We start from the raw sequence: 13639 nt of genomic DNA, 5'->3' as shown, positions 1-13639 counted from the left end.
GTGTGATTGCAATATTCCCTTATATCCTTTCTAGCATATATACGGATAAACCGGATTACTTTTGAATTAATTTTCCATAATTTTACCGAATCTTCATAATCGAGTATTGGTGTGATTGCAATATTCCCTTATATCCTTTCTAGCATATATACGGATAAATCAGATTACTTTTGAATTAATTTTCCATAATTTTACCGAATCTTCATAATCGAGTATTGGTGTGATTGCAATATTCCATTATATCCTTTCTAGCATATATACGGATAAACCAGATTACTTTTGAATTAATTTTTCATGACTTTACCAAATCTTCATAATCGAGTATTGGTGTGATTGCAATATTCCCTTATATCCTTTGTGACATTGATCACAATTGGCAGTTATAGAAATCCCCTGAGCTAGAGTTGCTGCAGCGAGAGTCATTGAAAGTTTCTTGATTAATTTTTAAATAGCCATAACTTGATGTTTCCATAGTAGAATTACTACTGTTTTCCACTATAAATTTATCAACTGTTCTCAGTGAATTCAGGCATTTTTTGCATAAACAACAATATTTCAGCAAATCTAAAAAAAAAACACCCACTAATGTGAATATTCAATGAACTACAACAGTTTACCATTGACTGATACTCACAAGTGTGATAATAAATACCTAGATAACATAAATTATATAGCAATTCTCATACTGATGAGGTAGAAATTTCGGTTGTGCGTCAGCAAAGTGTGGGATTCGTCAAGTAGGGCTGGCAAATCTAATTTAAAAGCACTGATATATAAAGGTTGAGCGTCTTTTTGGAGCGAAAAAAGTGCAAATTTTTCAGCCTTTAAGACCAAAAAGTTAGGACGAAAGCGATACAAGTACAAAAAGATACAGGTACAATTATTCCTCCTACTTTCGAGCGTCTCCCCACACGGACTACATAGACCACACTTCCTTGATACACTACCGAAATTTCTAGGTTTTAGGGAACAAGGGAAGACAAGGTAGATAGAAGATAATAGGGAGAAGTAGCTTTTTTATACTAATGCTACTGGATTTGATCTGATAAGTAGTAGTAGGGAACTGGAAACACCAGAGTCACCGAATAGTTCTGATATGAAGTCCGGTTGAATAATTGTCATTGCGACCAAAGGGAAGCAATCTCTCAAAGCTTGGGATTGCTTACTTCCACTCCGTTCCCGTCACTGCGGACTTACAGTAACTAATTATCCGGATTTGATCTGATATTTTGTATCGCTGGGTATTTTTAAAATAGTCAGCGATACAAAATATCCATTAAAAACTATCGCTCTCAACAGCACAGAGCGATCCCTATTTAATATTTTTAGTAATAGACATTAGTTATACAGCTTTGTTGATTTGTTTCTTGGACAACAAACCTGCAAAACCAACTGTTAATAACCCAATAACTAGATAAGGTTCGGCAACATTCTTCTTAGGAACATCTGCAGTTTCTTTAAAGCTTTTGACCTCATTGACACCCTCCCGACGTTGCGCTTGGACGACAACGCAGGATTCGCTAACATAACTGATAGGAGCTTTCTGCTTCTAAGGCACCTGCCTTCGTTGCCTTTCCCTCTTTTCGGTCTTACGGTCGCTCTGCAGTATATCGCCAATCCGACGGCTCCCCTATAGATTGCTAGCCCAAAAGCCTTATGATATCTACTTTAGCACATTACTTTAAAAACCGCAAAATTGATTGGTTTTTCCATCTCTAAGCTCCCCTCCCCCACGAGTGAAAGCTATCCCTGATAAGGAACTCCTAAAACCTTGTGGGAGGGTGGGGAGAGGGGGAAGAGGGGGAAGAGGGGGGATTCATTAATTGATAATTGATAATGGATAATTGATAATTACAAGAAGGTTAAAACCGTTACGGAATTGAATATTGGGAAATTCAATAGCACTTTTTTTCTCCTATCCAAGGGGAGGTTTTAAAGCAGAATTAATTAATTATTAATAATTAATTAATTAATTAATAATTCGGTAAGAATCTTGGGGTGCATTTCTCACTTCTTTATGTCTAATTCAATACACTTTTCTGAGAAAAAAGCCTTTCAAAGGACTTATACATAACTTCTCTTTTTTGTCTACATTTTATGTTAAGAAAGATGTTTATAAAGCATAGCGCGTGAAAGGGGGGTTAGGGGGGATGGAGAGCGCGGGTCAAGGGCCAACATTGAGATAAACACCGCAGAATCTAGCCGATCATCTTCTGTATCACCGATCGCTTGCTTGATAGCATGATAACTAGAAGCTAATCCTTATTTTGTATTATACCAATTTCATAAAATATTGCTACAGTCACGATACACTTAACTGGGAACACTAAAATAAAAACATAATAAAAAAGAGGAAAAAATGTTTAATTTTTATAATTTATGGAATTTATATATTTTTTATTGTAGTAATAAATCACATGCTTAAGATGTAAATACCTATGCATGAATTTGGTATTATATGGTTTGAATAATCAACATCTGGTTGTAGGTTTCTCACAACGGTTCTGGAAATCCCCTGAGCTAGAACTGCATCTCCTTGCCATTAACTAAAAGGACAGATTATATTAATATTTAGTTAAAAAATCTTAATAATTATCTCATGTCCTCTCAAAAGACTATACAAAAATCAAAAATTGTGGTATGTGGTGCAGGTATTGGCGGCCTCACCACAGCAGCCTTACTGGCCCACAGAGGTTACCAAGTCCAGATATTTGACCAAGCTATCATTCCCGGTGGCTGCGCCTCAACCTTCAAACGGCGTGGCTTTACTTTCGATGTCGGTGCAACTCAAGTGGCAGGTTTAGAACCCGGTGGCATCCATCACCGTATTTTCTCAGAATTGGAAATAGACATCCCGAACGCCACCCATTGCGACCCTGCCTGCGCCGTATTTCTCCCCGGCGAAACTGAACCTATCAGTGTTTGGCGCGACCCCCAAAAATGGCAGGAAGAAAGACAACGGCAATTTCCTGGTAGCGAACCCTTTTGGCAATTAATGACAAAACTGTTTGAGGCAAGTTGGAAATTTCAAGGTCGCGACCCAGTTTTACCACCCCGGAACATTTGGGATGTGTGGCAGTTAGTCAAAGCAGTGCGTCCAGATACTCTAATTACAGTACCATTTACTTTAATGACGGTGGCAGATGCGTTACGGTTGTATGGCTTAAATGATAATCTGCGGTTGAAAACTTTTCTAGATTTACAACTGAAACTTTACTCCCAAGTTGGTACCGAAGAAACAGCTCTACTTTACGCTGCGACTGCTTTAGCTGTTTCTCAAGCTCCTCAAGGTTTGTACCATCTAGAGGGAAGTATGCAGGTTTTGAGCGATCGCCTAGTCGGATCTCTAGAAAGAGACGGAGGTAAATTATTTATGGGTCATAGCATCGAACATATATATATAGATAATGGCAAAGCTAATGCTGTCAGAATCAGAAACCAGAAAACTGGAGAAACTTGGGTAGAAACTGCCGACCATGTTGTGGCAAATGTCACTGTGCAAAACTTAGTGAAATTAGTGGCAGATGAAAATCAACCACAAACATTACACCCAATACCTGGTTACAAACGCCGAGTTGATAAACTCCCGTCTCCTTGGGGTGCATTTGTGGTGTATTTAGGAGTCGATGAAAGTGCTATTCCGACAAATTGCCCACCCCACTTACAATTTTTCTATGATTATGATGGCCCTATTGGCGAAAATAATTCTTTGTTTGTCTCAGTAAGTCATCCGGGAGACGGTCGCGCTCCGACTGGTAAAGCGACAATTACTGCTTCGAGTTTTACCGATACTCAAATTTGGCGACATTGCCAAAATTATCAGGAGTTGAAGCAGAAATATACGGAAGAAGCGATCGCTCGTTTGAGTGAATATTTTTATTTAAAACCAGAAACAATAGTTCATCAGGAAGCTGCCACACCTCGTACTTTTGTCAAATTTACGGCACGGGATGAAGGTATTGTTGGTGGTGTCGGTCAGCGTCTGACAACTTTCGGACCTTTTGGGATTGCTAATCGAACTCCGATTCAGGATTTGTGGTTAGTGGGAGATTCGACTCATCCAGGAGAGGGTACAGCGGGAGTGTCTTATTCAGCGTTGACTGTAGTGCGACAGATTGAGTCAGAGGAAGGATTTACAGCGTTTTGAGTTAACCAATCAATAAGGTCTTACAGCCGTTTTCCTGCACGGTAGACCACAGTAGGGACGTTGCATAAGGGCGTCCCTACAAAGTTTTGGTTATGGCAATGTGGTTCATCAAGAGCGAAAAGCGCTGTGTTTGTAGTTGGACTTTAGCCCCCTAATATCATGTCCGGATAATTAGTGATAAAAAAACTTTCTTCTTTTTATACTTTCTTTCTCCTCTCTTCCCTCCTGACTCCTGACTCCTCCGTCATTTATTTATAACTATTCAACCGGACATGATATAAATATGTATCTCTGGACTAAAGCCCAACTACGAGCCTGATTATAAGTGTTTTACCGAATATCATATAACTGATAACTGATAACTGAAATTAGGTAGTGAGTTAAATCACATAGAAACTTGAAAATCATCACCTGAAAAGCCTACTAAGCTCATCATAATTACTGATGTACTTCATTAATTTACTAAGACAAATTTCACATATTCTGAGGATAGATATCACCGCTTCAAACAAAAAAATAACTGATACTAATAATATGATGAACTCAAGGAAAATTTAAACATGACAAATTACGGAGAACTCAGCTATTTAATTGATGCTATTATTGCATACGATTTAGAGCGTAGTAGGTGTAAACAACCGCAGCAAATTAACTTGTCTGAGAAAATGCAGATTATCAATGATAAAATTATTGACAAATATCTTCCTTGTTTGAGTGGCGATCGTCAGATTTGAGGTAACTTTGAAGCGGTCTTTATTCGCTTCTCAATGTCAAAGATTGATATAGTAGGCAATAGGCAACAGTTTAGGAGTTATACCAATTACCATGCATTAATGCTATACTTGGGTGGAACTTCAATTATTAAGTAATTTAGATAGGCAGAATAATTTTTTTGATAATTACTGACTAGTTAATGTCAATTATTCTTATTTTTACTTCTCCCGTACGGACGCCTTTATGCAATGTCCCTACCTACTCCCCTCCGACCCTACTCTGAAATAGATAAAGTTTTTGAGAAATGGTATTATATCCTGTTCGGATAATCACTTATAATAAAGTTTTTGTTTGTAGTATAGCTCTCAGCCCTATCTAAAGTTTGGGCTGAGAGCTATACTACGAACTTTAATTATAATAACTATTTAACCGAACATAATATTAGGGGGTAGGGAGTTAGCAGATAAAGGGAATAAATAGGTGAAAAACTTTGAAAAATACGGTTTTAGTAATTTAGGGAACCCTCACCGGGCGAGCTACTCCGGTGAGGGTTCTCTATAGAGAAATGTCAATTATTTGGTAAATTTCTTGGGGGAATTTCTCGACCTTGATAAAACTGTTTTTCTAATTGACTTAAAGCCAACCAAGAAACAACTCCAACAGGCAAACTTAAAATTAAAAAAGTCATCAACGTAATATTACATAATATTAGGGGGTAGGGAGTTAGCAGATAAAGGGAATAAATAGGTGAAAAACTTTGAAAAATACGGTTTTAGTAATTGAGGGAACCCTCACCGGGCGAGCTACTCCGGTGGGGGTTCTCTATAGAGAAATGTCAATTATTTGGTAAATTTCTTGGGGGAATTTCTCGACCTTGATAAAACTGTTTTTCTAATTGACTTAACGCCAACCAAGAAACAACTCCAACAGGCAAACTTAAAATTAAAAAAGTCATCAAAGTTATGTTTAAATTATCCAATATTAACAGTAATAAAAGGATAACTACCCACATAACTGAAGTGGCAAGTATTATTCCAACTTTTATTCGTTGTAAATTTCTTAAAGCAGTGCGGCAACTACTACATTTTTTGGTATGAGAATGATATCTATCTAATAATATTTCTGAGGACAGAGCAGGACTTAAAGTTGCATTAGGAAATAATTGAGCATTATATTTATTCACCCAAGAACGTAATTCAAATACAAATAAATCTGCTTTTGTAGGTAAATAAAAAGCTTTGGAAAAATTAGCACTACCCCCCTTTGCTTCTAAGTATCGTTCTTGATGATGTAAAAATATTTGGTCATCTTCCAAGACTCCATTTTGCCCGATATGAGAATACCAACGGGGACTTAACAGAATAAAAAATTTCGGAAACGGAGAAGAAAACTTAAAAGGAAAACGGGCAAATAAACGACATTCTCCTTTACGAATAGGTGTTGCATATACAACTGTTAATGTGCGACCAAATTGCTTAGAAGTAAGGTCATGCCACATCATTCCAGGAGCAATAAAAGTAGTTTCTTGTCTTCCTAAAGTTCCTTTTCTCGGACCTTCTTCCCAAACTCCTTTAAAACCCCATTTTCCAGATTCTACTACTTCTAATTCTACCGGAGCAACATTAGCGCGGTTTCCCACAGTACGATGATGAGTATAAGGAATATGACTAGAATCTAAAACATTTTCCATTAATGTTAAAGCATCATAAGGCAAATCTCGAAAAGTATTTAAACAAACCCATTCATTAGAATTTTCATCTAAAACATCAACTGTATGAATAGGTGTTTGAGCAGCATTTTCTACTTTTCCTGCATAGACAAATAAAAGACCTTGACAAACTTTTGTAGGCAGAGATTTAACTTTTGCTCTTGATGATTTTTCTGCCTCTCCTCCTGGAATTTGTTGAGGAATAATTTCACAGTTTCCTCTTCCTGAAAATGCCCAACCATGATAGGGGCATTCTAAACATCCAGCTTCATTAATTCTACCTTGAGAAAGGGGTGATAAACGATGAGGACATTTATCTTCAAATACGCGCCACTGATTGTTTTTTTCTTCCCACCAAATCACAATATCTCGTTCTAATAATGTAAATGGTGTAGGTTTAGTTTTATCTAAGTCTTCTACATAATGAACTGGATACCAAACTTCTTGCCAATCAAAATATTCTGGGTCAGTTCCACCTGCACTTAAAGAGGTATTGTAGGAATTTTTTACAGCTTTAGTAATCATCAGAATGTTAATTATTTTAGTTAAGTTACTTAAGTATAATATAGCTTTACGCCCAAAGCAGAGGGAAAAAGTAATCAGTTACTCGTCTTTTTCACTATTCTCTTGTGCAGCCTCCATTTGTGATATAGTTTACAAACTCATTTAATTAAAATTATCATTTACGGTTTTTTCAATTACTTAAAATTAAATTTCTAGCATTTGAAATTTTGTCAAATATCAAAAATTTTGTTAATGTTAATATAATTTGTTATAAGGGTCATTTCAGTTATCAGTTAGCCTCCTCCGGAGGAACTGCGTTAACAGTTATCAGTTATCAGCGAACCTCCGAGTTGACTCGGAGGCTTGAAATACTGAGTTAAATATTTCTCTTGGTCGATTGGATATGGCGAGGTTTCCTCGCCATCCCATCCTAAGGTCATGCTCCGCAAACGACCGCTTTTTCATCCCCTTAAAAGGGGAGGCGCATGCCCTCTTTTTTTGGTAATAATTTTGGTTTTCTACTACCTCCTGCTGCATTAATTATGATTTTTTTAGAGTCGGCTAATTCTTATTTATTATTGTATATTTTTATATTTTATTTTATTTTAATAGCTATTCTAGTTGTTAATACTTAATACCTCTTTACTTGCAAAAAAAATCAAGATAAAACAGGTTTGGGGCTATCCATCAGTCGCAGATAGTCCTAAAACAAATTCAAAATATAAAATCAACAATTTTATCCCCCCTATTCCCTATTCCTTATTCCCTGAATTCTGCAAGAATTATATTATATCATGTCCGGTTGAATAGTTATAATTAAGGTTCGTAGTAGGGCTTGAGCAAAAAGTATAAATCGGGCTGAGAGCTTTACTACAAACAAAAACTTTTTTATTACTGATTATCCGGACATGATATTAGTTATGATTAAAAATAAAGATAAAAAAATGAAAAAACTCTTTTCCTCCATTTCTCTTCCCACAGTTTTTGTTATTCCATTTATTATCCAAATTGTTTCTGCGGTGGGAATTGTTGGTTATCTCTCATTTAAAAATGGTCAGAAAGCAATCCGTGAAATCACTCAAGAACTGCGCGAAGAAATAACGTCAAGAGCAACCCAGTATGTTCTTGACTATCTCGAAATTCCTCACACTATCAATACATTGAATGATTCTGCTTTCAATATCAATATTCTCAATGTCAACAATCCCGAAAAAATCAGAGATTACTTTTGGAAACAAGTTAAATTAACTCCAAAAATTAATACCATTCAAATTGGTATACACGAACAAGAAAAATATATCGGAGTAGGACGAACAGATGGAAAATTAGTCTACAAAATATCCGATCCATTAACCACTCAACGAGAATTTCAATCCTATGCGATCGACGAGCAAGGTCGTCCCACGAAAAAAATTAGTGGTCGTCCTAACTACAAAATGCGATTGCGACCATGGTATCAAGAATCATTTAAATCTCAAATTTCTATATGGAGTCTTTATATTTTCTTCTCTGACAAAACCTTGGGGATGACACTCTCAAAACCTATTTATAATGAATCGGGAAAATTATTGGGTGTAACGGGAATTGATATTACTCTCGAAGAAATAGGTGATTTTCTCAAAAATTTGCGTGTTGGTCGAACGGGAAAAATTTTTATTATCGAACGCGATGGCAATATTGTTGCTTCTTCAACAGAAGAACAGCCATTTCTGATCCTAGGAGAAGATTTAGTTCGTCTCAATGCAACCGATAGTCAAATTCCCACGATCCGATCGACAGCAAATTGTTTACAAAATCATTTTGGAGACTTAAACGAGATTGAAAAATCTCAACATCTCGAATTCTTGATCGATGATGAACGCTATTTTCTCCAAGTTACTCCTTTTGAAGATCCCAAAGCCAAGGGTTTGGACTGGTTAATTGTTACGATTATTCCAGAAGCAGATTTTATGGCACAAATTAATCAGAATACGCGAACAACAATCATTCTTTGTATTATTGCATTGGTTATTGCTGCCACAATAGGAATTTTAACAGCTCGTTGGGTGACTCGTCCATTAATTGCCTTGAACCAGGCAGCCAAAGATATCGCTCAAGGCAAATGGGAGCGCACCGTTCATTTGGAACGTCATGATGAATTGGGAGAATTAGCCCAATCATTCAATAGCATGGCTGCTCAATTAAAAGAATCTTTTCAAACCCTAGAAACAACTAATGCTGAACTTGTAGTTGCCAAAGAGAAAGCCGAAGTTGCCAATCAAGCGAAAAGCAGATTTATTGCCAATATGAGTCACGAGTTGAGAACTCCATTAAATGCTATCCTGGGATTCACCCAAATTATGACTCGTTCCCAAACCCTTCCCCGCGACTACCAAGACAACTTTGCAATCATCTCCCGCAGTGGAGAACACCTCCTCAGCCTCATCAACAATGTTCTCGAATTCTCTAAAATTGAGGCTGGTAAAATTACCCTCAACGAAAAGAACTTCGACCTGTACCGACTCCTAGACGACATCCACGATATGTTCCAACTCAAAGCTGACGGGAAAGGGTTGCAATTGTTACTCAAAATAGATGAAAGTGTACCCCGTTACATTAGCACCGATGAAGTGAAACTGCGCCAAGTCCTGATAAACCTGCTCAACAATGCTATCAAATTCACCGAAACAGGAGGTGTTACTCTGCGAGCAACTCCTCTCGAAACCACAGATAGTTCCCAGTCAAAACGAATATTCTTTGTTGTGGAAGATACTGGAGCCGGAATTGCCCCTGAAGAAATCGACAAACTTTTTGAAGCCTTCGTTCAAACTGAAATCGGCAAAGAGGCACAGGAAGGAACAGGGTTGGGCTTACCCATATCTCGCAAATTCGTGCAGTTGATGGGTGGCGATATCCAAGTCACCTCTCAATTGGGAAAAGGCACAACCTTCAGTTTTGAGATTCAAGTCAAAGAAGTCGAACCCGAAGCTGTAGAAAGTCAAAAACCTAAACGGAGAGTCATTTCCCTTGCCCCCGACCAACCCCGCTATCGCATCCTGATCGTAGATGATAAAATCCTGAATCGACAACTGTTAGTGAAATTGCTCAATCCTCTCTCCTTTGAACTCAAAGAAGCCAGCAACGGCAAAGAGGCTATCGAAATTTTCGAGTCATGGCAACCCCATTTGATTTGGATGGATATGCGGATACCTGTGATGGATGGCTACGAAACCACAAAAAAAATAAAAGCCACAACCCAAGGAAAGGCAACAGCAATAATAGCCTTAACAGCAAGTGTTCTGGAAGAAGAAAAAGGGGGAGTCTTGTCCGCAGGGTGTAATGCTTTTATGAGGCAGCCATTTCGAGAGGAAGATATATTTGAGGCGATGCACGAACATATTGGTGTTGAGTTTATTTATGAAGAAGTGCAGAAGAAAGAAGTCAAACTCACAAGGGATATATTAACGCGAGAAAATTTAACTACATTACCTGAAGAATGGCAAAGAGAATTAGAAGATGCTATTCTGAGTTCAGATCGCAAAACTATGAATGGTATAGTGGAGAAAATTGCTCTGGAACACGAGGAATTAGCAGAGGCTTTACAAAAATGTCTTTATAACTTCGAGTATGAAAAAATATTGAACATTTTATGTGAGTAGTTTTGCATAATAATGGTAGTGATATTTGTAGAAAAAGTCAACTGGACTTTATCAATGTACTTCAACACTTAACTCCGATGTTACAACCAATAACCCCCTCTAGTCCCTCAACTGCTCCACGTCGTTTCAAACTCCCCCTCCGTTTGGTTTTAATTATCCCCTTTATTTTGCAAATATTTGCAGCGGTGGGATTAGTGGGTTGGTTCTCCTTTCGCAATGGACGGCAAGCAGTGAATAATGTTGTGGATCAGTTAAAACAAGAACTGACTGACCGGGTAGAAGCAACAGTCCTTTCCTTCCTAGAAGTTCCTCACCAAGTTACTCGCATTAATCTAGATGCTATTCGTCAAGGTTATTTGGATGTAGATTCTGCCATTGATATTAATCTGCCCTTGAGACGTTACTTCCTCAATCAAATTCAACAATTCGATACAGTTAGTGTCATTGGTTATGCTAATGAAAAATTAGAATATCTTGATTTAGAAAAGGAAATCATTGGGGATGACAAGAATCTGATCGTCACCCTATCCGGTCAATCGACAGGTTACACTCAAGTTGTTTATGAGATTGACGAGCAAGGATATCTCGGACGAGCATTTTCCAAAACCCCTAATTACGATCCGACAGAGCGTCCCTGGTATAGATCGGCAGTTGAAACTGGAGAAGCGGTTTGGTCGCCCATCTTTGTGTTTGTGAGTCAGCCAAAAATTGGCATTGCTGCTGTAACTCCTGTCTTTGAAGCAGACTCTAAAACTGTCAAGGGTGTCACTGGAGTCAATATAACCCTCGAACACATTAGCAATTTCTTGGAAGAGCTAAAAATCGGCAAATCAGGGCAAGTGTTTATTGTTGAATTGGATGGTTCTTTAGTTGCCACATCTACAGGTGAATCCCCCCTCTTGATTAAAAAAGAGAATCAAGAGTCACTCACCGAAAGAATCACAGCAACAGAAAGCCAGAACAAGTTAACTCGTGCTAGTGCTGATTATATTGTAGGGGAATTCGGCGCGTTAGACCAAATCAAAACTCCCCAAAAACTCGACTTTAAATTGGATCGGGAGCGTCAATTTCTGCAAGTAACTCCCCTTAAAGATGAGCGGGGTATTGAATGGCTGATTGTCCTCACCATTCCCGAAAAAGACTTCATGGAACAGATCGATGCCAACCGTCGGCAAACCATCGCTCTCTGTTTGCTTGCTCTAGGAGGAGCAACCACTCTAGGTCTGTTCTCATCCGAGTGGATAGCCAAGCCGATTTTGCGCTTGCAAGAATCCGCAGGAGCGATCGCCAATGAAGGCCAATTCATTCACAAAGTTGACATTCGAGGTATCACTGAATTAGAGAATCTCGGCACATCCTTCAACAGAATGTCCGATCGCTTGCAAGCATCCTTTAGTGCTTTAGAACAAGCTAATACCCAACTTGAACAACGAGTGCAAGAGCGAACTGCCGAACTTGAAGAGAGAACTGCCGAGCTTGAAGTCGCCAAAGAAAAAGCAGAAGTAGCTAACCAAGCGAAAAGTTCATTTATTGCCAATATGAGTCACGAATTGCGCAGTCCATTGAATGCAATCCTCGGCTTCACCCAAATTATGACCCGCTCCCAAACCCTCCCCCTCGAACACCAAGAAAACGTCGGCATCATCTCCCGCAGTGGCGAACACCTCTTCACCCTCATCAACAATGTTCTCGACCTCTCCAAAATAGAAGCCGGTCAAACCACCCTCAACGAAAAGAACTTCGACCTGTACCGACTCCTTGATGACATCCACGATATGTTCCAATTCAAAGCTGAGGGGAAAGGATTGCAATTGTTACTCAAAATAGATGAAAGGATTGCACGTTACCTGCGCACCGACGAAGTGAAACTCCGTCAAGTCCTCATTAATTTGCTCAACAATGCCATCAAATTCACCGAAGTAGGAGCTGTTATCCTGGGAGCTAGCACCGTCGATAACCCCAAAAATTCCCAGCTCAAACGGATATCCTTTGCTGTGGAAGACACCGGAGCCGGAATTGCCCCAGAAGAACTCGACAAACTTTTTGAAGCCTTCGTCCAAACCGAAACTGGCAAACAAGCACAAGAAGGAACAGGGTTGGGCTTGCTCATCTCCCGTAAATTCGTGCAGTTGATGGGCGGGGATATCCAAGTGACCTCCGAAGTGGGAAAAGGCACAACCTTCAGTTTTGAGATTCAAGCAGAAGAAGTCGAACCCGAAGTTGTAGAAACTCAAAAACCCAAACGGAGAGTTATTGCCATCGCTCCCAACCAACCCCGCTATCGCATCCTGATAGTAGATGATAAAATCCTGAATCGACAACTGTTAGTGAAATTACTTAATCCCCTCGGGTTTGAACTCAAAGAAGCCAGCAACGGCAAAGAAGCCATCGAAATTTTCGAGTCATGGGAACCTCATTTGATTTGGATGGATATGCGGATGCCAGTCATGGACGGTTATGAAGCCACCCAGAAAATTAAAGCCACAACAAAAGGACAAGCAACAGCAATAATAGCCTTGACAGCGAGCGTTCTAGAAGAAGAAAAAGCGGTAGTCTTGTCAGCAGGGTGTAATGCTTTTATGAGGAAGCCATTTCGAGAGGAAGATATATTTGAAGCCATGTACGAATATATTGGTGTCGAGTTTATCTATGAAGAAGTGCAAGAGAAAGAAATCAAACTCACAAGGGATATCTTAACGCCAGAAAATTTAGCGACATTACCCGAAGAATGGCTTCTAAAATTAAAGGATGCTATCCTGAATTCAGATCGCAAAACCATGAATGGTATAGTAGAGAAAATTGCTTTGGAGCATGAGGAGTTAGCAGAGACTTTACAAAAATGTCTTTATAACTTCGAGTATGAAAAAATCTTGGCGTTGCTGAATTAGTGTATGATATTAATTATTTAGGAGTCAGGAGTCAGGAGGG

The 13639-nt window shown here is 38.7% G+C and carries 5 protein-coding genes; 4 read left to right on the top strand and 1 reads right to left on the bottom strand.

The annotated features are described in order from the left end of the window. Positions 1-2599 precede the first annotated feature (2599 nt). Together crtD and F6K22_RS04000 are read left to right on the top strand one after the other, a co-directional pair. Positions 2600-4147: a C-3',4' desaturase CrtD gene (gene crtD / locus F6K22_RS04005; protein WP_293093562.1), complete on the top strand. Its 1548-nt coding sequence runs from the start codon at positions 2600-2602 to the stop codon at positions 4145-4147. A 560-nt stretch (positions 4148-4707) separates the two neighbouring features. Beyond that, positions 4708-4881, top strand: coding sequence for a hypothetical protein (locus F6K22_RS04000; protein ID WP_293093559.1), 174 nt, complete (start codon positions 4708-4710; stop codon positions 4879-4881). Between the two features lie 815 nt (positions 4882-5696). Here the strand turns inward: F6K22_RS04000 and F6K22_RS03995 are convergent. Continuing rightward, on the bottom strand, positions 5697-7094 hold the full coding sequence (locus F6K22_RS03995; protein ID WP_293093557.1) for an aromatic ring-hydroxylating dioxygenase subunit alpha: 1398 nt from the start codon (positions 7092-7094) through the stop codon (positions 5697-5699). A 923-nt stretch (positions 7095-8017) separates the two neighbouring features. On the opposite strand from F6K22_RS03995, the gene F6K22_RS03990 reads away from it, so the two are divergent. After that, complete coding sequence (locus F6K22_RS03990; RefSeq protein ID WP_293093554.1) at positions 8018-10711, top strand: ATP-binding protein; 2694 nt, start codon at positions 8018-8020, stop codon at positions 10709-10711. A 77-nt stretch (positions 10712-10788) separates the two neighbouring features. Continuing rightward, complete coding sequence (locus tag F6K22_RS03985) at positions 10789-13599, top strand: hybrid sensor histidine kinase/response regulator (protein ID WP_293093550.1); 2811 nt, start codon at positions 10789-10791, stop codon at positions 13597-13599. The last annotated feature ends 40 nt before the right edge of the window (positions 13600-13639 follow it).

Origin of the sequence: Okeania sp. SIO2F4, assembly GCF_010672385.1 — a bacterium.
Classification (GTDB): Bacteria; Cyanobacteriota; Cyanobacteriia; order Cyanobacteriales; family Microcoleaceae; genus Trichodesmium.
This window is presented reverse-complemented; position numbering and strand designations above follow the sequence as displayed.